Annotated in this window: 30 protein-coding genes; 26 read left to right on the forward strand and 4 right to left on the reverse strand. The window is 60.7% G+C overall.

Features of this window, described 5'->3' with window-relative positions:
* The first annotated feature begins 20 nt into the window (after positions 1–20).
* From QLG12_RS15950 to recX, 22 genes are all read left to right on the forward strand, one after another.
* Positions 21–368, forward strand: coding sequence for a phage tail tube protein (locus QLG12_RS15950; protein WP_007908779.1), 348 nt, complete (start codon positions 21–23; stop codon positions 366–368).
* Positions 365–661 carry a phage tail assembly protein gene (locus tag QLG12_RS15955; protein ID WP_003222226.1) on the forward strand — a complete coding sequence of 99 codons (297 nt, stop codon included), beginning with the start codon at positions 365–367 and terminating at the stop codon, positions 659–661. The genes QLG12_RS15950 and QLG12_RS15955 overlap by 4 nt, the downstream gene beginning before the upstream one ends.
* A 130-nt stretch (positions 662–791) precedes the next feature.
* On the forward strand, positions 792–2,687 hold the full coding sequence (locus QLG12_RS15960) for a phage tail protein (protein WP_282474896.1): 1,896 nt from the start codon (positions 792–794) through the stop codon (positions 2,685–2,687).
* The gene (locus QLG12_RS15965; protein WP_282474897.1) at positions 2,674–3,909 is read left to right on the forward strand and encodes a DNA circularization N-terminal domain-containing protein; all 1,236 of its coding nucleotides are present in this window, start codon (positions 2,674–2,676) and stop codon (positions 3,907–3,909) included. The genes QLG12_RS15960 and QLG12_RS15965 overlap by 14 nt, the downstream gene beginning before the upstream one ends.
* 3 nt (positions 3,910–3,912) lie before the next feature.
* Positions 3,913–4,956: a phage baseplate assembly protein gene (locus QLG12_RS15970; RefSeq protein ID WP_236194249.1), complete on the forward strand. Its 1,044-nt coding sequence runs from the start codon at positions 3,913–3,915 to the stop codon at positions 4,954–4,956.
* 158 nt (positions 4,957–5,114) lie between these two features.
* On the forward strand, positions 5,115–5,624 hold the full coding sequence (locus tag QLG12_RS15975) for a phage baseplate assembly protein V (protein ID WP_197868716.1): 510 nt from the start codon (positions 5,115–5,117) through the stop codon (positions 5,622–5,624).
* Positions 5,624–6,022, forward strand: a complete 399-nt coding sequence (locus tag QLG12_RS15980; RefSeq protein WP_007954906.1) for a phage GP46 family protein — start codon at positions 5,624–5,626, stop codon at positions 6,020–6,022. Before QLG12_RS15975 ends, QLG12_RS15980 begins: the two co-directional genes overlap by 1 nt.
* Positions 6,012–7,055, forward strand: coding sequence for a baseplate J/gp47 family protein (locus tag QLG12_RS15985; RefSeq protein ID WP_282474898.1), 1,044 nt, complete (start codon positions 6,012–6,014; stop codon positions 7,053–7,055). Before QLG12_RS15980 ends, QLG12_RS15985 begins: the two co-directional genes overlap by 11 nt.
* Positions 7,043–7,642 carry a putative phage tail protein gene (locus tag QLG12_RS15990; protein WP_085697370.1) on the forward strand — a complete coding sequence of 200 codons (600 nt, stop codon included), beginning with the start codon at positions 7,043–7,045 and terminating at the stop codon, positions 7,640–7,642. Before QLG12_RS15985 ends, QLG12_RS15990 begins: the two co-directional genes overlap by 13 nt.
* 11 nt (positions 7,643–7,653) lie before the next feature.
* Positions 7,654–8,733, forward strand: coding sequence for a tail fiber protein (locus QLG12_RS15995; RefSeq protein WP_197868712.1), 1,080 nt, complete (start codon positions 7,654–7,656; stop codon positions 8,731–8,733).
* Between the two features lie 7 nt (positions 8,734–8,740).
* Positions 8,741–9,307 (forward strand): tail fiber assembly protein, encoded by a 567-nt coding sequence (locus QLG12_RS16000; RefSeq protein WP_197868711.1) that lies wholly within the window; start codon positions 8,741–8,743, stop codon positions 9,305–9,307.
* Between the two features lie 22 nt (positions 9,308–9,329).
* Positions 9,330–10,256 carry a hypothetical protein gene (locus QLG12_RS16005; RefSeq protein ID WP_197868710.1) on the forward strand — a complete coding sequence of 309 codons (927 nt, stop codon included), beginning with the start codon at positions 9,330–9,332 and terminating at the stop codon, positions 10,254–10,256.
* Entirely contained in the window at positions 10,256–10,723 is a 468-nt protein-coding gene (locus QLG12_RS16010) for a phage tail assembly chaperone (protein WP_282474899.1), read from the forward strand. Before QLG12_RS16005 ends, QLG12_RS16010 begins: the two co-directional genes overlap by 1 nt.
* A gap of 41 nt (positions 10,724–10,764) precedes the next feature.
* Complete coding sequence (locus QLG12_RS16015; RefSeq protein WP_282474900.1) at positions 10,765–11,661, forward strand: phage tail protein; 897 nt, start codon at positions 10,765–10,767, stop codon at positions 11,659–11,661.
* On the forward strand, positions 11,662–12,108 hold the full coding sequence (locus QLG12_RS16020; protein WP_197868707.1) for a phage tail assembly chaperone: 447 nt from the start codon (positions 11,662–11,664) through the stop codon (positions 12,106–12,108).
* A gap of 18 nt (positions 12,109–12,126) precedes the next feature.
* A complete protein-coding gene (locus QLG12_RS16025) occupies positions 12,127–13,326 on the forward strand; it encodes a carbohydrate-binding protein CenC (protein WP_197868706.1) in 1,200 nt (399 codons plus the stop codon).
* 8 nt (positions 13,327–13,334) lie between these two features.
* Positions 13,335–13,553, forward strand: a complete 219-nt coding sequence (locus QLG12_RS16030; protein ID WP_197868705.1) for a hypothetical protein — start codon at positions 13,335–13,337, stop codon at positions 13,551–13,553.
* A 33-nt stretch (positions 13,554–13,586) separates the two neighbouring features.
* Positions 13,587–14,150: a glycoside hydrolase family 19 protein gene (locus tag QLG12_RS16035; RefSeq protein WP_197868704.1), complete on the forward strand. Its 564-nt coding sequence runs from the start codon at positions 13,587–13,589 to the stop codon at positions 14,148–14,150.
* Entirely contained in the window at positions 14,132–14,662 is a 531-nt protein-coding gene (locus tag QLG12_RS16040; protein ID WP_197868703.1) for a lysis system i-spanin subunit Rz, read from the forward strand. Before QLG12_RS16035 ends, QLG12_RS16040 begins: the two co-directional genes overlap by 19 nt.
* A gap of 68 nt (positions 14,663–14,730) precedes the next feature.
* Positions 14,731–15,231: a CinA family protein gene (locus QLG12_RS16045; RefSeq protein ID WP_197868702.1), complete on the forward strand. Its 501-nt coding sequence runs from the start codon at positions 14,731–14,733 to the stop codon at positions 15,229–15,231.
* Between the two features lie 83 nt (positions 15,232–15,314).
* Positions 15,315–16,373 (forward strand): recombinase RecA, encoded by a 1,059-nt coding sequence (gene recA, locus QLG12_RS16050; RefSeq protein ID WP_003222269.1) that lies wholly within the window; start codon positions 15,315–15,317, stop codon positions 16,371–16,373.
* Between the two features lie 8 nt (positions 16,374–16,381).
* Complete coding sequence (gene recX / locus QLG12_RS16055; protein ID WP_039771298.1) at positions 16,382–16,852, forward strand: recombination regulator RecX; 471 nt, start codon at positions 16,382–16,384, stop codon at positions 16,850–16,852.
* A gap of 68 nt (positions 16,853–16,920) precedes the next feature.
* Here recX and QLG12_RS16060 read toward each other — a convergent pair whose 3' ends face one another.
* Positions 16,921–18,039, reverse strand: a complete 1,119-nt coding sequence (locus QLG12_RS16060) for a TIGR00730 family Rossman fold protein (RefSeq protein WP_282474901.1) — start codon at positions 18,037–18,039, stop codon at positions 16,921–16,923.
* A gap of 352 nt (positions 18,040–18,391) precedes the next feature.
* Between QLG12_RS16060 and QLG12_RS16065 the strand changes: the two genes are divergently transcribed.
* Positions 18,392–18,586 (forward strand): hypothetical protein, encoded by a 195-nt coding sequence (locus QLG12_RS16065; protein ID WP_197868700.1) that lies wholly within the window; start codon positions 18,392–18,394, stop codon positions 18,584–18,586.
* Here the strand turns inward: QLG12_RS16065 and QLG12_RS16070 are convergent, their stop codons facing one another.
* Positions 18,587–19,012, reverse strand: coding sequence for a PA3611 family quorum-sensing-regulated virulence factor (locus QLG12_RS16070; RefSeq protein ID WP_197868699.1), 426 nt, complete (start codon positions 19,010–19,012; stop codon positions 18,587–18,589).
* Positions 19,013–19,201: 189 nt separating this feature from the next.
* On the opposite strand from QLG12_RS16070, the gene QLG12_RS16075 reads away from it, so the two are divergent.
* Positions 19,202–19,945 (forward strand): tRNA-uridine aminocarboxypropyltransferase, encoded by a 744-nt coding sequence (locus tag QLG12_RS16075; protein ID WP_085655601.1) that lies wholly within the window; start codon positions 19,202–19,204, stop codon positions 19,943–19,945.
* Here QLG12_RS16075 and QLG12_RS16080 read toward each other — a convergent pair.
* Complete coding sequence (locus QLG12_RS16080) at positions 19,912–20,178, reverse strand: hypothetical protein (protein WP_139831636.1); 267 nt, start codon at positions 20,176–20,178, stop codon at positions 19,912–19,914. The two genes, QLG12_RS16075 and QLG12_RS16080, sit on opposite strands and share 34 nt — an antisense overlap.
* Between QLG12_RS16080 and erdR the strand changes: the two genes are divergently transcribed.
* Both erdR and QLG12_RS16090 read left to right on the forward strand, forming a co-directional pair.
* Entirely contained in the window at positions 20,171–20,821 is a 651-nt protein-coding gene (gene erdR, locus QLG12_RS16085; RefSeq protein ID WP_085712904.1) for a response regulator transcription factor ErdR, read from the forward strand. The genes QLG12_RS16080 and erdR overlap by 8 nt on opposite strands.
* 75 nt (positions 20,822–20,896) lie before the next feature.
* Positions 20,897–21,259: a diacylglycerol kinase gene (locus QLG12_RS16090; protein WP_003222276.1), complete on the forward strand. Its 363-nt coding sequence runs from the start codon at positions 20,897–20,899 to the stop codon at positions 21,257–21,259.
* Here the strand turns inward: QLG12_RS16090 and QLG12_RS16095 are convergent.
* On the reverse strand, positions 21,256–22,182 hold the full coding sequence (locus tag QLG12_RS16095) for a LysR family transcriptional regulator (protein ID WP_011332748.1): 927 nt from the start codon (positions 22,180–22,182) through the stop codon (positions 21,256–21,258). The two genes, QLG12_RS16090 and QLG12_RS16095, sit on opposite strands and share 4 nt — an antisense overlap.
* Between the last annotated feature and the right edge of the window lie 61 nt (positions 22,183–22,243).

Genomic DNA, 22,243 nt, shown 5'->3' on the forward strand with positions numbered 1-22,243 from the left:
TATTTGAAGGGAGTAACACCATGGGTCAACTGATTGCAGGCACCTGCTACGTCAAGGTCGACGGTGCACAACTGACTATCAACGGCGGCTGCGAAGCCCCGCTGATGGCCGTCAAACGCGAAACCGTCGTGCCGGGTTTCTACAAGGAAACCGACATCGCGCCATCGTTCAAGGTGACCGCGCTGCACACCGCAGACTTCCCGTTGAAGAAGCTGATCGAAGGCACCGACATCACCGTCACTTGCGAATTCAGCAACGGCAAAGTCTACGTACTGGCCGGTGCCTACCTGGTCGAAGAACCCGTCTCCAAAGGCGATGACGCCACCATCGAACTGAAATTCGAAGGCATCAAGGGGACCTGGCAATGAGCGGCGCCGTGAAGCTTCAAGTTGCGATCGAAGCTCACGGCGAGCCCCTGACCGAACTCGTCCTGCGCCGTCCGACGGTGCAGGAAGTGCGAGCGATCAAGGCGCTGCCGTACAAGATCGACAAGAGCGAAGAGGTCAGCCTCGACATGGACGTGGCGGCCAAATACATCGCCGTGTGCGCCGGCATTCCGCCGTCGTCGGTCAACCAGCTGGATCTGGCTGACCTCAACGCGCTGAGCTGGGCCGTTGCGAGTTTTTTCATGAGTGCGGCGTCGGAGCCATCACCGACCTGATTTCGGTCGCCTATGACCTGGCCTGGTTCTGGAAGGTTGACCCCGAACAGATGATGGCCAGGCCACTGGATGTGCTTCGCGAATCGCTGGAGCACGCGCAACGGATCAATGCGATGCAGCAGGTGCAGTGATGGCAGAAGAAACCAAAGCTAAAGCGTCGGTACTGCTTACGGGCATCGACGAACTGTCACCCAAACTCGGCGCCCTGCGAGTGAAGGTCGATGACTTCAAGAAAAACCTCGAACAGACCGGCCTCGGCAAACTCGACATCAGCGGTCTGTTCAAGGGCGGCAGCGTGATTACGCCGTTCGTGGACGGCATCAAATCGGCTGCGGCGTTTCAGGGCAAGTTGACCGAAGTCAGCGAGACGGCGAAAACCGTCGACCTGCCGGAAACACCGAAAGCGGCCGCGCAGAACATGAACGTGTTCAGCGCATCCATGGAAAAGGTCTCCGCTGCGGTGGATGCCGCACTCGTACCTGCCGTGGGTGCGCTGGTGGTCGGGCTGGAGCCGGTGCTGACCCAGGTCGGCAGCCTGATGGCCGACAACCCGAAACTGGTCGAAGGCCTGGCAGCGGGGGCGATTGCGTTTTCCGCCATGCAGACCGCCGTCACCGGTATGACTCAGGTGATGGACGTCATGAGCATGGTGCTCAAGACCAACCCGATCATGCTGATCGCCATGGGCATTGCCGTGGCGGCCGGTTTGATCGTGGCCAACTGGACACCGATTTCCGCGTTCTTCAGCGGATTATGGGAGAGCGTGAAAAATGCCGGGGCCAGTGCAATGGCGACGTTGCGCTCGGTACTCGACTGGCGGCCGCTGGAGGCACTGGCGGCGCTGTGGGAACCGGTCACCGGTTTCTTCTCGGGAATCTGGGACAAGGTCAAGACCGTGACCGCGCCGGTGATCGACTTCTTCAAGTCGGTTTTCTCGTGGTCGCCCGCAGGCCTGATCCTGGAAAACTGGGGGCCGTTGACCGGTCTGTTTTCGGCGATCTGGGAACTGCTCAAGGCCTTGAGTGTGCCGGTGATGGCGTTCCTTAGAGACCTGTTCGACTTCTCGCCGATGCAGATGATCAACAGTGCGTGGGGCGGTGTTGTCAGGTTCTTCGAACCGATGTTCAGCGGCCTGCGAAAGGTCGCGCAACCGGCTAAAGATTTTCTGGTGTCGTTGTTCGACTTCTCGCCCATGCAGATGATTACCAGCGCCTGGGGCGGTGTTGTTGCGTACTTCCAGCCGGTGTGGACGACGCTGCAATCGGCCGTGCAAAGCACCCGGGATACGTTGCGGGCACTGTTCGATTTTTTCCCGATGGAAATGATCACCAGCGCCTGGGGTGGTGTCGTCGGATTCTTCGAACCGATCTGGACGGCACTGCAAACGTCAGTGCAACAGGTCAAAGGTTTTTTCACCGGTCTGTTCGAGTGGTCGCCGCTGGAGCAGATTGCGCAGTACTGGCAGCCGATCGGTGAGGTTTTTTCGGCGCTGTGGGGTGTTGTGCTGGCGCTGTCCGCGCCGGTCGTGGACTTTTTGCACGGCCTGTTCGAATGGAAACCCCTGGATCAGATCATCGAGAGCTGGGGGCCGATTGTCGGGTGGTTCGGCGAGCTGTGGCAAAAGCTGCAAACCGTCATCGCGCCGATCAAGGAGTTGTTCGATGGAGGTTTCGCCGGGCTGATCGCCAAGGTCACCGGCAAGGTCGAAACCCTGACTGAAGCGCAACGCCAGACCAATGCCGAAGGCAAGGGCGAACTGGCGCCGGCCTTCTTCGGTGCCAGTGCGAAACCCGAGGGCGGCAGTGCGTTGCAGGGCGGTTCATTGCCGCAATCCTCCAGCGCCCTGATCCAGCAAAGCGCCGCCAACAACCGTACGCAACTCGAAGGTGGCCTGACAGTACGCTTCGAAAACGCGCCGGCGGGGCTGCGCACCGATCAACCGCAAACCAATCAACCGGGGCTGGCGCTCAGTTCGCGCATCGGCTATCGCTCGCTGTCCATGGGAGGTTCCAATGAACTGGCGTGACCGTTTGTTGCCGGCATCCTTTCGCGGTGTCGGTTTCTGGATCGACCAGGCGAAAACCCCGGTCGGTCGCAAGGGGCAGCTGCACGAATACCCGCAACGCGACCTGCCGTTTTTCGAGGACCTCGGCCAGCAGGCCAAGACCCACGACCTGACGGCGTTCATCATCGGTGCCGATTGCCTGGAACAGCGCGACAAGCTGCTCCAGGCCCTGGAGCAGGGCAGCGGCGAACTGGTGCACCCGTGGCTGGGACGCTTGCAGGTCAAGGTCGGCGAGTGCGACATGACCCATACCCGCCAGGACGGCGGGATGGTGACGTTCAGCCTGAAGTTCTACCCCGACCGGCCGCTGCCGTTTCCGACGGCGACGGTCAGCACGCAAAAAGTCCTGCTGATCAAGGCCGACGGTTTGCTCGGTTCGGCGGTGGCGCGTTTCGAACAGGCGATGACCCTGATCAAGGCCGCGCGGATCGGCATCGCCAATCTGCGCAACAGCCTCACCGGGGTGTACGACGTGATCAAGGAACAGCTCAAACCGCTGATCGCGCAGTACAAGCAGATCACCGAGCTGGTCAGGGCCGTGAAGGAGCTGCCCAAGGAAGTGGCGGCGGAGTTCAAGGGGTTGCTCGGCGATATCAAGGAGCTGAAGGCATTCGCGAAGGAGGGCTACCGTGGCGTGATTGCCGACGTGTCCCAACAGATCGAAGCCATCCGCAAGGCCGACGCGCCGAAAATCACCACCGGCAAGGACACCAACGCCGCCGCGCAAGCCATGGCCAACCTGGTGCAGGACACCTTGATCGTCAAAGTGGCGCAGTGGGTGGCCTCGATGCCGGTGGCGTCGACACCGGTGAAACTCAACTCGACACCTTCGCTGGATCAGCAATCGAAGCAGCCGGTCAGCCGTCAGGAAGTGCCGGTCACCGACGATCTGCAAGTCCTGCAAAAAGAGTTGAGCGACGCGCTGCAAAAGGCCCAGGACAAGGCCGACCCCGCGCACTATCAAGCCATCGCCGATGTGAAGGAAGCGCTGATCGCGCACCTCAAGGCTGTGGCTTCGTCCGGTGTGCGACTGGTCAGCAAAACTTTCCAGGAAACCTTTCCGGCAGTGGTCGTGGCCTACAAGCAGTTTGGCGACGCCACCCGGGTGACCGAGGTCATTCAGCGCAACGGTCTGTCTCATCCGGGGTACTCACCCAACGAAGTCAAGGTTTCCCGGGAGTGAGCCATGAATGAGACTGACAACCGCGTCACGCTGACCGTCAACAACATGGAGTACGGCGGCTGGAAAAGCGTGCAGATCACCGCGGACCTGGAGCGCCAGTTCCGCACCTTCAAACTCGACATCACCTGGCAATGGCCGGGGCAGACCGTGGATCAGCGGATCAAGGCCGGCGACCCGTGCGAAGTGCGGATCGGCCAGGATCTGGTGCTCACCGGTTATGTGTTCAAGGCCCCGATCAGCTATGACGGGCGGCAGATCAGCCTGAGCATCGAAGGCAGTTCCAAGACCCAGGATCTGGTCGATTGCGCGGCGCGAAACATCCCCGGCCAATGGCAGGAGCAGCCGCTGTTGAACATCGTCCAGGCCCTGGCCGGGGAATACTCGCAGTTTGTGGTCAACGAAATTCCCGAGACTGCGCGCCTGAGCAAACACACCATCGTTCCGGGTGAAACCGTGTTTCAGTCGATCGACCGTTTGCTCTCGCTGTACCGGGTGTTTTCCACCGATGACGCCGAAGGTCGGCTGGTGCTGGCCAAACCGGGCAGCGGCGGCCGCGCCAGCGATGCGCTGGAGCTGGGCAAGAACATTCTCTCGGCCAATGCGCCGATGGATCACAGCCAGGTGTTCTCCGAATACAAGGTGATCGGCCAGCAAAAGGGCAACGACAAGAAGAGCGGGGCGGCGGTCAGCGAGGTTGAATCCAGCGCCACCGACCTGAGCTTCAAGCGTCGGCGTACCACGATCATCAACGAAGGCTCGCAACTGACGTTCGAACTGGCCCAGCAACGGGCCCAGTGGGAAAGCGCCACGCGCATGGGCCGGGCGCTGACCACCACTTATCAGGTGCAGGGCTGGCGCCAGTCCAACGGCGATCTGTGGCGCCATAACACGCTGGTGAAGGTCAAGGATCCGGTGCTCGGCTTCGATGGCGACATGCTGATCTCCAAGGTGACGTATTCGCTGTCGGCGCAAGGCTCGTTGACCACACTGCAAGTGGCGCCGCCGCATACCTTCGACGCCAATCCGACGCCCCCGAAAAAGACCTGAGCCTGACGCAGAACCTGACTGGCATCACCTGACCCTGTGGGAGCGGGCTTGCCCGCGATAGCGGTGGTTACCGCAAACACTACTTTGCCTGACACACCGCCATCGCGGGCAAGCCCGCTCCCACAGGTTTTGTGTTGGCAAAGTCCTGAGGACAATTCATGAGCCTACTGACACGCCTGCTGGCGCGCGGCACTGTCGTGCTCGCCAATTCGGCATCCAAGCTGCAATCGCTGCAAATGCGCCTCACCGCCGGTGAAGTGAACGACGACATGGAGCACTTCGAGCCCTACGGCTTTACCAGCCATCCGCTGGCCGGTGCCGAAGGCGTCGTCACGTTTCTCGGCGGTGACCGTTCTCACGCCATCGCTCTGGTGGTCGCCGACCGCCGTTACCGCCTGCAATCGCTGGCGGCCGGCGAGGTGGCGATCTACACCGACGAGGGCGACAAGATTCACTTCAAGCGCGGGCGGATCATCGACATCGAAACCGCCACGCTCAATATCCGCGCCAGCACCGCCGTGAACTTCGACACGCCGGTGATCAACCAGACCGGCAAGATCGTTTCCAAAGGCGATCAGGTGGCCGGCGGCATCAGCCAGATCAAGCACGTGCACGTTGGCGTGCAGGCGGGCAGTGGCCAGACCGGCGCGCCGGCGGGAGGTCAGTGATGCTCTTCAGTCAGAACCTCCACGCCGCGCTGACCCGTGCGGTGCTGATCAGCCTGTTCACCTGGCGCCGCGCCGCCGACGACGATGCCCTCGACGACGAGGAGCGTTTCGGCTGGTGGGGCGACACCTTTCCCACCGTGGCCGACGATCGTATCGGCTCGCGGCTGTGGCTGCTGCGCCGGGTAAAACTGACCCGCCAGACCCAGATGGACGCCGAGTTCTATGCCCGCGAAGCCTTGCAATGGCTGATCGACGACGGCCATTGCAGCGCCATCGACATCATCAGCGAACGCCTCGACGCCCAGCGCCTGAACCTGCGCACGGTCCTGACCCTGGCCGACGGCGAACGCCTGGACATCAACCCCGATAACAGTTGGCAGGTGATCTATGCCGTTTGAAACCCCTTCGCTGCCGGTGCTGATCAAGCGCACCCAAAGCGACCTGGCCGGCGATTCGCTGCGCCAGTCCGATGCGCAAGTCCTGGCCCGCACACTCGGCGGCGCCGCTTATGGTCTGTACGGCTACCTCGACTGGATTGCCGAGCAGATCCTGCCCGACACCGCCGATGAATCGACCCTGGAACGCATCGCCGCCCTGCGCCTGAACCAACCGCGCAAACCGGCGCAGGTTGCCACCGGCACGGTCAGCTTCAACGCCACGGCGGGCGCGGTGCTGGACGCCGATACGTTGCTGCAGGCGAGTGACGGTCGCACCTTCAAAGTCACCGTCGCGCGCACCACCGTCAATGGCGTCAACAGCACCAGCATCGCCGCGCTGGATGCCGGCAGCCTGGGCAACGCCGAGGCCGGGCTGGCGTTGACGCCGGTGCAGCCGATCGCCGGGGTGGTCAGCAACAGTTTTGTGGTGCTGGCGCCGGGACTCAATGGCGGCGTGGCGCGGGAAAGCCTGGAGTCGTTGCGCTCGCGGGTGATCCGTTCCTATCGCGTGATCCCCCACGGCGGTTCCGCCAGCGACTATGAAACCTGGGCACTGGAAGTGCCGGGCGTGACTCGCGCGTGGTGCCGTGGCGGCTTCCTCGGGCCGGGCACCGTCGGCGTGTACATCATGCGCGACGACGATCCGCAACCGGTGCCGAATGCCGAGCAACTGGCCGAAGTGCAGGCCTACATTGAGCCGCTGCGCCCGGTGACCGCCGAAGTGCATGTACGCCCGCCGGTGCAGAAGCCGGTGACTTATCAACTGAAGCTGATCCCCGACACCACTGCCGTGCGTGCCGCCGTCGAAACTCAGCTGCGCGACCTGCATAACCGTGAAGCCGACCTGGGCGAGGATCTGTTGATCAGCCATATCCGCGAAGCGATCAGCAGTGCGGCGGGTGAAACCGATCATGTGCTTTCGGCCCCGGTGGCGAACGTGGCCGCGGGTGACAGCGAACTGCTCACCTTCGGGGGTTGCGTATGGCTGCCATAAGAACCGCCGCGCAATACCAGGCGCAACTGCGCGCCTTGCTGCCGAGCGGTCCGGCATGGGATCCGGAGCGCGTGCCGGAGCTCGAGGAAGTGCTGCAAGGCGTCGCCGTCGAACTGGCGCGCCTCGACGCCCGTGCCGCCGACCTGCTCAACGAGATGGACCCGGCTGGCGTCAGCGAACTGGTGCCGGACTGGGAGCAGGTGATGAACCTGCCCGACCCGTGCCTCGGCGCCACACCGTTGTTCGACGACCGTCGCCTCGCTGTGCGCCGCCGCTTGCTGGCGGTCGGCAGCCAGGCCGTCGGCTACTACCTGGAAATCGCCAAAAGCCAGGGTTATCCCAATGCCACCATCACCGAACTCGAAGCCCCGCGCATGGGCCGTTCGCGTTTCGGCGCAGCGCACTGGGGCACCTGGGAAGCGCAGTTCATGTGGACGCTCAACACTGGCGGGCGGCTGTTGCTCGGCCGGCGTTTCGGCGCGAGTTACTGGGGCGAGCGCTTCGGCGTGAATCCGGGGTCGGCGCTGGAATGCCTGATCCACCGGGCGGCACCGGCGCATACCAAGGTGCATATCAACTATGACTAGGGAATAACGCAATGGATTATCCGAAGAGCGTCCCCAGCGTCGGCCTGGTCGATGGCCGGTTCGTCGATGAAAATCCGGTGGCCGGAACGCCCGGCTCCTTGATTCCGGCGGTGTGGGGCAACAGCGTTACACAAGAAATTCTTAACGTGATTACCGGCGCCGGGCTGACAGCCGCCGAGGCCGATACCGGTCAGTTGCTCAGAGCCATTCAATCGATTGTCGGCAATGCCAGTCCGATGCGTTCGGTGGTAACACGGCTGACTGCATCCAGGGCGTTGACTGACCCGGAGCTGGGCCTGGTGCTGATTGATGGCGGATCCAGTGCTGTGACGGTGACGTTGCCGCCGGCGAACGCGGGGCTGGGTATACGCGATGTGATTGTTCGGCGCATGGATAACAGCGGCAACCGATTGATCGTTCAGGCGTCGGGTTCCGACCGCATCCGTTTTCACACACATCTTTCACCCAGCGGCTATCCGTTTTTGGTGTTGATGGGTGGCGGCGACTGGTGGCATCTGCGCAGTGACGCAGCGGGTAGCTGGTGGCCTGTCGGACGCCTGGACGGCTCGTCGCTGGGGCATATTGCCTTCGAGACCACTCTTTCCGTTTTACCGGGTGGCTATGCCACTTTGAATGGCTCTTTAGTGAGCCGCTCGGACTGGCCGTGGCTCTGGGATCACGCGCAGCAGTCCGGCATGTTGCGTTCCGAAGCTGATCGCGGCGGTGCATGGTCCTCTGGAGATGGAGCCACAAACTTCCGATTGCCAGAAGCCCGCGGCGAGTTCCTGCGGGTACTGTCTGAAGGCGGTTTGATCGATCCGGGACGTGTGCCGGGGTCTTGGCAAAAAGGCTCGCTGGTCCAGGGCGACAATGGCGTTGGCGACAATATTCTGTTCGCAACGAACATCATTTCCCAGAAGGCCCTGCTGGGGTTCGACGTGGGGAATTACACCGATTATGCGGGCTCCACGGTCAAATACATCACCCCTTCTGAAACGGTTTCGCCGATTTCCGACGCAGACCTGTTGAATCATGGCGGCATCACCCGTCCTCGAAACATTGCCTATCCGGGCCGGATCAAACTTATCTGAGGTGCTCATGTTTAATTATCTGTTCGATCATGTGGGCTGCCTGTCCGGTCCCTTTGAGTTTGTCGAGACGCCTGGACTTGGCGTTCAGTTGCCCAGCAATTCAATGCAGTTGCCTTTCGAATTGCCATCGCCTGGAAATGGCCGTGTCTGGGTTCTGGTGAACGGCGTTCCTCGTGAAGTGACCGATCACCGGGGAGTGGTTTACAGAAAGGACAGTGGTGCGAAACAGATCTGGGATGAACCCGGTGAGCTACCGGATGACCTCACTGCCGATCTCTGGCCAGGAGAGGGATATATCTGGAATGGTCAGGCGTGGATGCTCGATGAAACGGCCCACCTGTCCGCGATCAAGTCTGGCCTTTTCGACAAGCGAGACGCCCTGCTGCGCGACGCTGTCCTGCGCATCGCCCCCCTGCAATACGCCGAGGACATCGGCGATGCCAGCCACGAAGAGCAACTGCAATTGCTCGAGTGGAAGCTCTACAGCGTCGAGCTGAACCGCATCGAAAAACAGGCCGGCTTCCCCGGCGAAGTCATATGGCCGGCAGTGCCCGGCGCAACCGTAACCAACTGACTGCAGCACAGGGAACCGTGCAATGGATTATCCAAACAGCATCCCCGGCGTCGGCCTGGTCAACGGCGGTTTTATCGATGAAAACCCGGTTGCCGGCACGCCCGGATCATTGATCCCCGCCGCCTGGGGCAACAGTGTCACGCAAGAAATTCTCAACGCCATCAAGGCCGCCGGACTGACGCCGGACGAGAGCAAGACCAATCAGTTGGCAACGGCCATTGGCGCTCTCGTCGACTTCACCAAATTGAAGAACACCCCGACCACGCTGGCGGGCTACGGCATCACCGATGCGGTGGGGCGGTTGTTGGCGGTCAGGCAGATCGAGACGGTCGGGATCACAGTTTACAAGCCGAACCCGAGGGCCAAACGGATTCGCGTTCGGCTGGTCGGGGCGGGTGGATCGGGGGGCGGATGTGCCCCTATCCCGGCCACTTATCAAGGCATTGGCGGCGGTGGCGGGGCGGGCGCTTACGGGGAAAGTCTGTACGACGTTACGCCGGAAATGCTCGCAGGTGTTCCGGTCACCCTGGGCGCCGGCGGTGCCCCGCGTAACGCGGCTGGCCAGGCGGGCGGCGGCGCTTCTTTCGGATCCTACCTGAGTGTTTCGGGTGGCATGGGCGGGCAGACGATTACAGTCCTGACGTCCGCCACTGCGTCCGGCTTCGTACAAGGCGGCCCGGGCGGGCAGGTCGTTACGGGCGGCAACCTCTGCAGCGCTCGTGGCATCCCCGGCACCTATGCGATGTACAACGCCAATTGGGGTGTGCTCTGCGGGGGCGGAGGCCCAAGCCCGTTTGATGGTGGTGCACCGCTGATAGGTGTGAACAGCAATGGTACGCCCGGTGTTCGCGGCTCGGGAGGCAGCGGTTCCTGCTCGACCAATGCTTCCGCATCTGTCGTGAGCGGCGTCGGCGGCAATGCCTTTTGTGAAATCTGGGAGTACGAGTAATGGCCCGTTATGCACGTATTGAGAACGGTGTCGCGGTCGAAGTGATCGACACCGGTGACTATGCGATCGAGCAACTGTTTGCGCCTGCTTTCGTCGCGGCGATGGTACAGGTGCCCGAAGGTGTCGAGGTCGAAATCGGCGCGCCGATGGCCGATGCGCCCTCCGCTATCGAGCCTTCGCGCGAACTGCAAAGTCCTGTTGTCGTTCAGGCATTCACCGTCGAAGAAAAAGAGCCTCTGGCGCAAGAGCGCGCCTGGCGCCAATCCGTACTGGCAGCCAGCGAATGGCTCGTCACCCGCCACCGCGACGAGCAGGAACTGGGACGCGGAACAACGCTCAAGGCCCAGCAGTATCTGGAGTTGCTCGAGTACCGCCAGGCCATGCGCGACTGGCCAGGTGCCGACGCATTTCCGTCCTCCGTTTTACGGCCGTCAGCGCCCCAGTGGCTGGCCACGGACATTGGCTGAAGCCCTCACACAACCCATGAATTCAGATAAGGAGATAAACCGTGGACTACCCCAATAGTGTTCCCAGCGCAGGTCTGGTGAACGGCAGGTTTGTCGATGAAGATCCGGTCACCGGCAAGCCGGGATCCTTGATCCCGGCCAGCTGGGGCAACGGCATCACTCAGGAGCTGCTGACCGTCATCCAGACCGCTGGCCTCACCCCGTCCGATACTCGAACCGACCAAGTGCTGACGGCATTGCGCAGCAACAAACTGTTTGCGACCGCGCCGCAGTTCGACAACAGTCAGTCGGTCGCCACTACCGCTTTCGTGAGCCGCAGCGGTCTGCAGTTTTCCGGTTTCGCCTCCTATCCGACGAGTACGACTTTGACAGCGGCCAGCGTGGGCGGCGTGGCCAGTTTTTCCAGCGCCACGTCGATTACGGCGACCCTGCCTTCCGTTGCCAATATTCCTCATGCCGGGACCCTGCATATCCTCAACGCCGGGAATGGCGTTCTGACGATCAGTCCCACCGGCAATGAAGCCATTGAAACCTGCAACGGCACCATCGGCGCACTCAAGCTTGGCCTCGGTGATTCGGCGCAACTGGTCAAGTTGACCGGACAGTGGCGACTGTATGGCGGATCGGTCAGCGACCGGTATGCGACGGCCCATTCCGGCGTCTACGGCAATGTCGGTTACCAGCGCTTTCCCAGCGGCAACATCGATCAATGGGGAGTTGGGACGACCGATTCCAATGGCGATGTCTATGTGACCTTTCCGATCGCATTCCCGACCGCCTTTTCATCGATTGTCGCCATCCATTCGGGCGGCGATGGAGCCATGGTCGTTCAGTACGCGGGATCGGAAAGCCGAACCGGATGCCGTTTGAAGGTCCGCAGTTATAACGGGGCCGTCTCGGCAAACTGGGGTATCTATTATTTTGCAAAGGGCTACTGAATGAACCCGTTCAATGTGTTTTTCAGCGCAACTACCCGGGCCGTTTATGTACCCGGTATCAACACCTCGGACATTCCCGAGGATGTGATCGAAATTCCTCAGGCGTACTGGATCTCCCTGTTGCAGCAATTGGCTGTCTCGCCAAAGGTGATTGGCGTCAACAACAGCAACGGGTTTCCGATTCTGGTGGATCCGCCGCCACCGAGTCCCGAAGAAGCCGCCGATATCGAACGCCATTGGCGCACGGCGCAACTGGCCGCGACCGACGGCCTGGTGGCCCGTGATCGCGATGAGCTGGAGGACGGCGGCGGCACCACGCTGACCACCGAGCAATACGCCGAACTGCAAACGTTTCGGCGAGCGCTGCGCGACTGGCCCCAGGCCTCGTTTTTCCCGTTCAGCGAGCATCGTCCGGTAGCGCCGCGCTGGTTGGCTTCGGCGCTCTAGCAGATAAAGGAAACGGAAATGGATTACCCGAAAAGCGTTCCCGGCTCAGGCCTGGAGAATGGCAAATTCGTCGATGAAGACCCGATTGCCGGAAAACCGGGATCGTTGATCCCGGCCAATTGGGGCAACAGTGTGACGCAGGAGATTCTCAACGCGATCACGGCCGCCGGCCTGACGCCGGATGAGGAGCAGACCGATCAACTGGCGCAGGCGATTCGTCAATTGGCAAAGCCCGATCCGCTGCAACAATTTCCGGTGCAGGTGTATCGCCGGAACGTACTGATCAATGGCGGGTTTGATATCTGGCAACGCGGTCCAACCAACCTCGGGCCAAACATTGGCGGCTATGTGGCTGATCGTTTTCGTTGCGACTGGAATGGCAGTGCAGGAGTCGCCATATCTCAGCAGGGTTTTGCACCCGGTCAAACGGAAGTCGCCGACGAGCCGCGGTTTTTCCTGCGGTGGCAACAAACCCAGGCAGGAGCCGGAGCCACGGTACACAGAATCTCCCAAGCTATTGAGTCGGTACGAACCCTGGCAGGTAAAAACGCCACCGTTACATTCTGGGCTCGGTCCGATGCGGCCCGGCCGTTAAGAGTGTCGGTTACTCAGAACTTCGGTTCTGCAGGCTCCGAATCTGTTGAAAAAACCATCGATGTTTTCCAGTTGGGCACATCTTGGAAGAAGTACAGCGCAACGTTTCAAGTCTCGGGCATTGCCGGGAAAATGCTGGGCGCCAGCAACTTTCTGAGGCTTGCGTTTGACCTGCCTTTGAATGTGCTGCAGACCGTGGATCTGGCGCAGATCCAAATGGAGGAAGGACCGGTATCCACACCTTTCGAGTATCGTCCAGTGGCTGAAGAGTTGATGCTTTGCCAGCGTTACTTCGAGAAGTCCTTTGCCACTTCGTTGCCGGTACGGGCGAACAATGGCTCTAGCACCTGCATTTCAACGTTCACGCAAGCGGCGCCTGCCAATAGCGGTCAGTTTGCTATGACGACAGGCATGTTGGTGCAAAAGAGGGTGTTACCTACCGTCGTCATGTATTGCCCTGGCAATACCAGCAATCAGGTGTGGAATCAGGCCGTGGGGCCATGTACCGGCAGTATTGTGCAGGGATTGACGGAGCGTGCCATTTCGTTTGCCACCGTTACCCCGGTCGGCAGCTTGCCCGGTCAGACCTTGCAGATCGAATGGACTGCCGACGCCGAATTTTAGGAGAAACCATGAGTTATCAATTGACCGCCAACGGCGTTCTTCGTCTGAGCGACCTGGCATATGTTCCACAGGATCCTGCCAATAGGGATTGGCTGGAATATCAAGCGTGGCTTTTGTCCGGTGGCCAGGTGTTGCCCTTGAATGAAGCATTTGAGGAATCTGCACCGAACAGCACCCTGACAACTCTGGCAAAAAAATGGCTGGGGGGCGTTGGTCGCCAACCGTGATTCAATCGGCGTATCCAGGGAGGATCGAGCATCATGCAAATCACTGAAGACAACCTACTCAACATCATGCCCAACGCCCGCCGCCAAGCGGGCGTTTTTGTTTCACCGCTCAACGACGCCATGGCGCGCCATCGCATCGACACGCCCAAGCGTATTGCCGCGTTTCTCGCCCAGATCGGACACGAGTCGGGGCAATTGCAGTACGTGCGTGAACTGGGCAACAACCAATACCTGAGCAAATACGACACCGGCACGCTGGCCTTGCGTCTGGGCAACACGCCCGAGGCCGATGGCGACGGGCAGAAGTATCGCGGGCGCGGGCTGATCCAGATCACCGGCCGCACCAACTATCGCCAGTGCAGCCTTGGGCTGTTCGGTGACGAGCGCTTGCTGGCGCTGCCGGAACTGCTGGAACAACCGCAATGGGCGGCCGAGTCTGCCGCATGGTTCTGGGCGCAGAACGGCCTGAACGCGCTGGCCGACCGTGATGAGTTCAACAGCATTACCCGACGGATCAACGGCGGGTTGAACGGCTTGCAGGATCGCCTGGAACTCTGGGGGCGGGCGAGGGCGGTGCTATGCCAGCCTTCGGTCTGAGCGTCTGGCGGCTGATCGGCCTGGTGCTGCTGGCCGCAGGGGCGGCGGCGCTGGCCTGGCAGTTTCAGGATTGGCGCTACGGTCGCCAACTGGCCGAACAGGCGCGGTTGCATGCCGAAATCCTCAATCAACTGACTTCGGCCTCTGCCACCGCGCAACAGGCCGAGCAGGACAAGCGTCTGGCCCTGGAGCAACGCCTCACGGCCAGCGAACAAACCCATTATCGAGCACTGAACGATGCCCAACGTGATCAGGATCGCCTGCGCGATCGCCTTGCCACTGCTGATCTGCGCCTGTCAGTCCTCATCGACGCAGGCGACGCTGCCCAAGGCTGTGGTGTGCCAGCCGCCTCCGGCGCCGGCGGCGTGGATCATGCAGCCGTACGCGCCCGACTTGACCCGGCGCATGCTCGACGAATTGTCGCCATCACCGGCGAAGGCGATCGCGGACTGATTGCCTTGCAGGCCTGTCAGGCCTATATCAGAGCGCTGGCGCCTGCACATTTTGAATAAGCTTGTGTATTGAAAGCGCAACCGGCTCGTGTACGGTGGTAGCCATTCCATCCGATCCGGAGCGCGCCGTGAAAGAAATCACTCAACTGGCGGCCGAACTTGGCCGACGTCTGCAGTTGCTCAATGCCCACGTCACTACGGCCGAGTCCTGTACCGGTGGCGGGATTGCCGAAGCGATCACCCGCATTCCTGGGAGTTCGGCGTGGTTCGAGGCGGGTTACGTGACCTACTCCAACCGCCAGAAAACCCAGCAACTGAATGTACCGACGGAGCTGTTCGGCACTGTGGGTGCGGTCAGTCGCGAAGTGGTCGAGGCCATGGTGCGCGGCGCCCAGGAAAAAAGCCTGGCGCGGTTTGCCGTGGCGGTCAGCGGCGTGGCCGGGCCGGACGGTGGTTCGCCGAACAAACCGGTGGGCACCGTCTGGCTGGCCTGGGGCGTGGGTGACGCGGTTTCCAGTGAGGTTCAGCACTTCGCCGGTAACCGCGACGAAGTCCGCCGACAAACGGTGAAGGCCGCGCTAGAGGGCTTGCTGCGACTAGCGGCACGAGAAATCGAAAATCAGGGGTAGGCGATCCGTGAACGCTGTGGAATAATACTGGCTACTTATACAGGTGTTGGCCGTCAGGCCTTATTGATTACGTGAGGACTTTAATGGACGACAACAAGAAGAAAGCCTTGGCTGCGGCCCTGGGTCAGATCGAACGTCAATTCGGCAAGGGTGCCGTAATGCGTATGGGCGATCAGGACCGTCAGGCGATCCCGGCCATTTCCACCGGCTCTCTGGGTCTGGACATCGCACTCGGCATCGGCGGCCTGCCAAAAGGCCGTATTGTTGAAATCTACGGTCCTGAATCTTCCGGTAAAACCACACTGACGCTGTCCGTGATCGCCCAGGCTCAAAAAGCCGGTGCGACCTGCGCCTTCGTCGACGCCGAACACGCCCTCGACCCAGAGTACGCCGGCAAGCTGGGCGTCAACGTCGACGACCTGCTGGTTTCCCAGCCGGACACCGGCGAGCAGGCCCTGGAAATCACCGACATGCTGGTGCGCTCCAACGCCGTTGACGTAATCATCGTCGACTCCGTGGCCGCTCTGGTACCGAAGGCAGAAATCGAAGGCGAAATGGGTGACATGCACGTGGGCCTGCAAGCCCGTCTGATGTCCCAGGCGCTGCGTAAAATCACCGGTAACATCAAGAACGCCAACTGCCTGGTGATCTTCATCAACCAGATCCGCATGAAGATCGGCGTGATGTTCGGTAGCCCGGAAACCACCACCGGTGGTAACGCGCTGAAGTTCTACGCCTCGGTTCGTCTCGACATCCGCCGTACCGGCGCGGTGAAGGAAGGCGACGAAGTGGTCGGCAGCGAAACCCGCGTCAAGGTTGTGAAGAACAAGGTGGCTTCGCCGTTCCGTCAGGCCGAGTTCCAGATTCTCTACGGCAAGGGTATCTACCTGAACGGCGAGATGATCGACCTGGGCGTACTGCACGGTTTTGTCGAGAAGTCCGGCGCCTGGTATGCCTACGAAGGCACCAAGATCGGTCAGGGCAAGGCCAACTCGGCCAAGTTCCTGGCGGACAACCCGGAAGTCGCGGCCAAGCTCGAGAAGCAACTGCGTGACAAACTGCTGTCGCCAGCTGTGATTGCTGATTCCAAGGCCTCTGCGGTCAAAGAGACCGAAGACGACCTGGCTGACGCTGATATCTGATTGCACCGATGACAACCGCCGTACTCGATACCCTCGTCGCGGTGCGGCGAACCGCCATGGACCTGCTCGCACGCCGCGAGCACGGTCGAGTCGAGCTGACGCGCAAACTGCGTCAGCGTGGCGCTCCCCCCGAGATGATCGAAACAGCCCTCGACCGATTGACGGAAGAAGGGCTGCTTTCCGAAGCCCGCTATCTTGAAAGCTTTGTTTCCTATCGCGCCCGCTCCGGTTACGGCCCTCTGCGGATTCGCGAAGAACTGAGCCAGCGCGGTTTGCAACGCGCCGATATCGAACTCGCCTTGCGCGAGAGCGGCATCAACTGGCAGGAGCAGCTAACGGACACGTGGCAACGGAAGTTCTCCGGACAACTTCCCGGCGATGCCAAGGAACGCGCCAGACAAGGTCGATTCCTGGCGTACCGGGGATTCTCGATGGAGATGATCAACCGCTTGTTCAGCGGCAGAGGGATGGACGATTAAATCGCTCCAGCCCAACGGAAAAATCAAAAACGGCCCGCTATTTCGATAGCGGGCCGTTTTTTTTGCCTTCACGTTACCTTCGACGGTTCGCGGCTGCGTTGCGCGGTCTGGGGTTTTGACTGGGCCCAGTTTTTCGGCAGATTGATGTAGTCCACCAGCTCCCGCAGACGCCCGTGGTTTCGGGCATTGAACGCGAATGCCAGGCGCGTCAGGTGACTGAATTGAGCCTCGTCGTGTTCTTCGCCAGCGTAGGCGTGTTGATGGAACTGATCGCTCAGGCACAGATCGGCAAAAGCCTCCTGCATATGGTCGAGGGCCTGATCGCTAAGTTTGTGATTCATGCGAATGACAAACTGGCGCTTGAGCCAGCGGCTTGAATGGAAGTTGCCGTAGAACTGGTTGATCTGCTCCACCGCCTCTTCAACTTTGTAGACCAGGCGCATCAGCTTCAGGTCGGTCGGCAGGATGTAGCGGTTTTCCTCCAGTTGCTGGCGGATGAAGTCCAGCGCGCCTTGCCAGAACGTTCCGCCCGGTGCGTCCAGCAGAACCACCGGCACCAGAGGGCTTTTGCCGGTCTGGATCAGCGTGAGCACTTCCAAGGCTTCGTCCAGGGTGCCGAACCCGCCGGGGCACAACACCAGCGCATCGGCTTCCTTGACGAAGAACAGCTTGCGGGTGAAGAAGAAATGGAACGGCAGCAGGTTATTGGTACCGTCCACGGTGGGGTTGGCATGTTGTTCGAAGGGCAGGGTGATGTTGAACCCCAGGCTGTGATCGCGGCCGGCACCTTCATGGGCGGCGGCCATGATTCCGCCGCCGGCACCGGTGATGACCATCATGTTCGAGCGAGCCAGCGAGGCCCCGAGTTCCCGAGCCATAGCGTAAAGGGGATGTTCGACCGGGGTTCGAGCCGAGCCGAACACCGTGACCTTGCGTCGCCCCTTGAACTGTTCAAGGGTGCGAAAGGCCTGCTCCAGTTCGCGCAGGGCTTGCAGGGTGATCTTGGCGTTCCAGCGGTTATGGTCTTCCTGGGCCATGCGCAGCACGGTCAGGATCATGTCGCGGTAGATGGGGGAATTCGGGCTATTGGGTGACACCAGGTTGAGTTGTTCTTCGACCTTGCTGATGAGGTCGTGGCCGCTTTCCTGAAAATGACGGCTGAGCAGGTCATTCGGTTGGTAAGGCATGCAACTTCTCCTTCTGCACAGAGCTTTCGGCCCTGACGTGCGGCGTCAGTGCCGCGCTGCAAGAAAACAAACAGCCGGCAGCTCCTTTCCTGCCGTTAATAAAAGATCGGGAATACGTTGAATCTAGACCCTCAAAGCATTTTTCGCTCATTGAACATCGCGCCGCAAAGTCTTTGCTGGCAACTGCTTATTGTCACTTTGCGAAGTGTTTTCACCGCTCGTCCGATGCCACGTCGAGGGCTGAATGCTCTGATTTACTAAGTTAAAGGCGCCGTACGACAACTTTGCGTCAACGAGCGTACGCAAGGTGCACGCTATTCAAGGATTTGCGGGTGGCAAGGAGGCAGGACACATGACCAGAGTCATTCTGGAGATCGATGCGCAGCTGTATCGATTGTTGAAAGCATCAGCCGAGACCAACCATGTGAGTCTCGAAGAGGAGTGCTGCCGACGCCTGGCGGGAGGGGATCGCCGCTCGCGTTACTTGCAGGCCTTGCTGGCCGAACTGCGCGCCGAGGATGAACAGCGGCGCGCCACGTCGAGATGATTACTTCTTCTTCGCTGGAGCCGCTTTCGGGCAGTCCGATTCCTGGTAGCTGGCGGAGCCGATCGCCTTATTGGTTTTCACTTCGGTGAATTCATAACGCATGATCGCGCCCTTGGCCATCAGCTTGCGGTACGACGGGTTGTTGCAGACCGAGGCCCCCAGCTGGAAATACACGGCTTTGGGATCGGCGCGCATTTTGTCGGCGTGGCTCTTTTGCACGCTCAGGTGGTTGATCAGCGTGGTGCCTTCGACGGTGTAGCCCTGATCAAGAATGTCTTCGTTGATCGCCCGTGGCGTGCCGACGCTGCTTTGTGCGGCGACATTGCGCAGCTCTCGGTTCAGATTCTGCTCACTCAGGGATGCAGCCTGAGCGCTGAAGGACGAGGCCAGCAGAATGGCAGCGGTGGGAACGATAAGGCGCAGCATGAAACTCTCCTGGTTCAGTGACTGGTGGTTCGACCAGCCACGAGACTGTGCGTTCAGTGGCGGCGAATTATAGGGGAGCCGGTCGGGAGGGTACAGGCTTGTGCCCGTCGCTCTGGTAAACTGCCGGCCTTTATTGCCCTGCCGAGTGTCGTTCGTGTCGAGTTTTCCTGCCTGCCGGTGCCGTCTGCGATGAATCATGCCCCCAACGCCGTGGCCCGCCTGCGCGATCAGCGCGAGGACGAGGGCATCAAGCCGATCCAGGCCCGTGGTTTTCGCTCCCCGCGCTGCCGCGATTGCCGGGTGATCATCAGCCATTGCCTGTGCGCCTGGCGGCCGACCGTCGATACGCGTTCGGGTGTTTGCCTGATCATGACCGGCAAGGAAGTGTTCAAGCCCAGCAATACCGGCTGGTTGATCGCCGACATCGTGCGCGACAACCATGCCTTCATCTGGTCGCGAACTGAACCCGACGAACAACTGCTGGCGCTGCTGAACGACCCGCAATGGCAGCCGTATCTGGTGTTCCCCGGCGAGTACGTCGAACCTTCGCGGGTGACCAATACCGTGGATCTCGATAGCAGCAAGCGTCCGTTGTTCATCCTGCTGGACGCGACCTGGACCGAAGCCCGGAAGATTTTCCGCAAGAGCCCGTATTTCGACCGTTTGCCGATCCTCAGCCTGTTGCCCGACAAGCTGTCGCGCTATCGCCTGCGCCGATCAACCCGCAGCGAGCACCTGTGCACCGCCGAAGTGGCGGCGCTGTGCCTGGAACTGGCCGGCGATTCGGACGCCGCGTCGGCGCTGGATGCCTATTTCGATGTGTTCAGCCAGCATTACCTGGGGGCCAAGCAGCAACTGGACGTCAATGTGTCGACGCCGGCCCACGCTGAATTGCTGCCCTATATCCGAAACGCGGCGCCATTACCGGCCTGATCCTGGCCCATACTGCTAAAGCAGTGGCCGCGTGGCTTGACCACCCCGGCCTGGCTGGTCATGCTTGGCGCCGATTGGGGTGCGGCCAAGGTTTGAAACGCCGTTTTTTGTTCGTGATTGGCGTTGAACGTGCCCCTGTGGATACCGCCGCCGGGCGGTGTCTCGAGTTGCTTTGGCAAGGCCCGAATGCCCGGGCCCGCCATCAAAAACAGGATCATTTGAAAAATGGCCACATACGACATCCTGATTGCCGATGATCACCCTCTCTTTCGTAGCGCGCTGCATCAAGCAGTGACGATGGGCCTTGGCCCGGATGTACGCATGGTGGAGGTGGCGAGCATCGCCGAACTGGAAGCCCGCCTGACCGAGAAGGCTGACTGGGATCTGGTGCTGCTGGACCTGAACATGCCGGGCGCTTTCGGGTTTTCCGGGCTGGTGATGCTGCGCGGTCAGTACCCGCAGATTCCGGTGGTGATGGTTTCGGCCCAGGAAGAAGCCTCGGTGATGGTCAAGTCCCGGGAATTCGGTGCCAGTGGTTTCATTCCCAAGTCCAGCGACCTGAGCGTGATTCAGGAAGCGGTGCGCAAAGTGCTGGACGGCGACGTGTTCTGGCCGCCCCAGGCGTTCGAAGCGGTCAGCGTTTCGGATGAAGCCAAGGCTGCCAGCGATGGCCTCGCCAGCCTGACGCCACAGCAGTTCCGGGTGTTGACCATGGTCTGCGAGGGTTTGCTGAACAAGCAGATCGCCTACGAGCTGAATGTGTCCGAAGCGACCATCAAGGCCCACGTCACGGCGATTTTTCGCAAGTTGAACGTGCGGACCCGGACCCAGGCCGCTTTACTGCTGCAACAACTTGAGTCAATTCCGAGCCAGTAAGTGCTGGCGTCTTCACGCTTTTTTGACTTTCGTTGATCTAGCTTCCCCACTTCCTTTCGGTCGGTTATCTACTTTATGTCACCTTTCAAGGGCCAGACGGGCCTGAAACGCATCCTCAACGCTTCCGGATACTCGCTGGACGGCTTGCGCGCCGCCTTCACCGGCGAAGCGGCTTTCCGCCAACTGGTGTTGCTCAACGTGGTGCTGATTCCACTGACGTTTTTCCTCAATGTCAGCCGGGTCGAGCAGGCGTTGCTGATTGCCGTGTGCCTGCTGGCGCTGATCGTCGAGTTGTTGAATTCGGCGGTGGAGGCGGCCATCGACCGCATCTCGCTGGAATTGCACCCGCTGTCCAAGAATGCCAAGGACATGGGCAGTGCCGCGCAATTCGTGGCACTGAGCATGATCGCCCTGGTGTGGGCGGTGATTCTGCTTTAAGCGATGCTCGGCAGAACGATCTCGTCGCTGCGCTGCACCCCGGCGGTGAAGGCGCGGCACAGATCGAGGAATTCGCGCATGGCGGAAGTCTGGTACTTCTGTTTGTGCCAGATGAAGTAGAACTGCCGCGCCAGATCCAGATCCGGCGTCTCCACCGGCACCAGGCTGCCGCGCCGGAAGGCGTCCCGCAGCGCTAGCCGTGAAATGCAGCCAATACCCAGACCTGATTCCACGGCGCGCTTGATCGCTTCGGTGTGTTCCAGCTCGAGCCGGATGTTCAGCGCACTGCGGTGATGCCGCATCGCTTGATCGAAGGTCAGCCGCGTGCCCGAACCCTGTTCCCGCAGAATCCACGCTTCATGGGTCAGTTCCTCCATGGTCGCGCTGCCGCGTTTGGCCAACGGATGCTGCGGGGCGCAGAACACCACCAGTTCATCCTCGACCCAGCTCTGCACTTCGATGTCCGGGTGGCTGCAATCGCCTTCGATTAGACCCAGATCAATTTCGTAATGAGCGACCTGTTGCACGATATTGGCAGTGTTCTGCACATGCAGTTTCACCTGACTTTCCGGGTGGCGCTGCATGAAACCGCCGATCAGCAGCGTCGCCAGGTAATTGCCGATGGTCAGGGTCGCGCCCACCGACAGCGAGCCGAAACCGGATTTGCCGTTGAGCAGGTCTTCGATTTCCTTGGCCTGATCGAGCAGGGCCACCGCTTGCGGCAACAACTGTTTGCCGAGGGCGTTGAGGCTCAGGCGTTTGCCGGCGCGATCGAACAGCTGGCAGCTGGACTGGCGCTCCAGTTCAGTGATGGAAGTGCTGGCGGCCGATTGCGACAGGTTGAGCAGACCCGCAGCACGGGACACGCTTTCCTGCTGGGCGACGGCGACGAAGACTTGCAGTTGACGAAGAGTAAATCGCATATCGATATAACCGATAACCCTTATCTTAATAATCCAGTTAACAGATATTGTCGGCGCTATT

Source organism: Pseudomonas sp. V88_4 (assembly GCF_029967985.1).
GTDB classification, from domain to species: domain Bacteria; phylum Pseudomonadota; class Gammaproteobacteria; order Pseudomonadales; family Pseudomonadaceae; genus Aquipseudomonas; species Aquipseudomonas glycinae.

Coding starts and splice junctions, on each gene's coding strand:
- QLG12_RS15950 (WP_007908779.1), top strand. CDS start 21: ATGGGTCAACTGATTGCAGGCACCTGCTACGTCAAGGTCGACGGTGCA.
- QLG12_RS15955 (WP_003222226.1), top strand. CDS start 365: ATGAGCGGCGCCGTGAAGCTTCAAGTTGCGATCGAAGCTCACGGCGAG.
- QLG12_RS15960 (WP_282474896.1), top strand. CDS start 792: ATGGCAGAAGAAACCAAAGCTAAAGCGTCGGTACTGCTTACGGGCATC.
- QLG12_RS15965 (WP_282474897.1), top strand. CDS start 2,674: ATGAACTGGCGTGACCGTTTGTTGCCGGCATCCTTTCGCGGTGTCGGT.
- QLG12_RS15970 (WP_236194249.1), top strand. CDS start 3,913: ATGAATGAGACTGACAACCGCGTCACGCTGACCGTCAACAACATGGAG.
- QLG12_RS15975 (WP_197868716.1), top strand. CDS start 5,115: ATGAGCCTACTGACACGCCTGCTGGCGCGCGGCACTGTCGTGCTCGCC.
- QLG12_RS15980 (WP_007954906.1), top strand. CDS start 5,624: ATGCTCTTCAGTCAGAACCTCCACGCCGCGCTGACCCGTGCGGTGCTG.
- QLG12_RS15985 (WP_282474898.1), top strand. CDS start 6,012: ATGCCGTTTGAAACCCCTTCGCTGCCGGTGCTGATCAAGCGCACCCAA.
- QLG12_RS15990 (WP_085697370.1), top strand. CDS start 7,043: ATGGCTGCCATAAGAACCGCCGCGCAATACCAGGCGCAACTGCGCGCC.
- QLG12_RS15995 (WP_197868712.1), top strand. CDS start 7,654: ATGGATTATCCGAAGAGCGTCCCCAGCGTCGGCCTGGTCGATGGCCGG.
- QLG12_RS16000 (WP_197868711.1), top strand. CDS start 8,741: ATGTTTAATTATCTGTTCGATCATGTGGGCTGCCTGTCCGGTCCCTTT.
- QLG12_RS16005 (WP_197868710.1), top strand. CDS start 9,330: ATGGATTATCCAAACAGCATCCCCGGCGTCGGCCTGGTCAACGGCGGT.
- QLG12_RS16010 (WP_282474899.1), top strand. CDS start 10,256: ATGGCCCGTTATGCACGTATTGAGAACGGTGTCGCGGTCGAAGTGATC.
- QLG12_RS16020 (WP_197868707.1), top strand. CDS start 11,662: ATGAACCCGTTCAATGTGTTTTTCAGCGCAACTACCCGGGCCGTTTAT.
- QLG12_RS16025 (WP_197868706.1), top strand. CDS start 12,127: ATGGATTACCCGAAAAGCGTTCCCGGCTCAGGCCTGGAGAATGGCAAA.
- QLG12_RS16030 (WP_197868705.1), top strand. CDS start 13,335: ATGAGTTATCAATTGACCGCCAACGGCGTTCTTCGTCTGAGCGACCTG.
- QLG12_RS16035 (WP_197868704.1), top strand. CDS start 13,587: ATGCAAATCACTGAAGACAACCTACTCAACATCATGCCCAACGCCCGC.
- QLG12_RS16040 (WP_197868703.1), top strand. CDS start 14,132: ATGCCAGCCTTCGGTCTGAGCGTCTGGCGGCTGATCGGCCTGGTGCTG.
- recA (WP_003222269.1), top strand. CDS start 15,315: ATGGACGACAACAAGAAGAAAGCCTTGGCTGCGGCCCTGGGTCAGATC.
- recX (WP_039771298.1), top strand. CDS start 16,382: ATGACAACCGCCGTACTCGATACCCTCGTCGCGGTGCGGCGAACCGCC.
- QLG12_RS16060 (WP_282474901.1), bottom strand. CDS start 18,039: ATGCCTTACCAACCGAATGACCTGCTCAGCCGTCATTTTCAGGAAAGC.
- QLG12_RS16065 (WP_197868700.1), top strand. CDS start 18,392: ATGACCAGAGTCATTCTGGAGATCGATGCGCAGCTGTATCGATTGTTG.
- QLG12_RS16070 (WP_197868699.1), bottom strand. CDS start 19,012: ATGCTGCGCCTTATCGTTCCCACCGCTGCCATTCTGCTGGCCTCGTCC.
- QLG12_RS16075 (WP_085655601.1), top strand. CDS start 19,202: ATGAATCATGCCCCCAACGCCGTGGCCCGCCTGCGCGATCAGCGCGAG.
- erdR (WP_085712904.1), top strand. CDS start 20,171: ATGGCCACATACGACATCCTGATTGCCGATGATCACCCTCTCTTTCGT.
- QLG12_RS16090 (WP_003222276.1), top strand. CDS start 20,897: ATGTCACCTTTCAAGGGCCAGACGGGCCTGAAACGCATCCTCAACGCT.
- QLG12_RS16095 (WP_011332748.1), bottom strand. CDS start 22,182: ATGCGATTTACTCTTCGTCAACTGCAAGTCTTCGTCGCCGTCGCCCAG.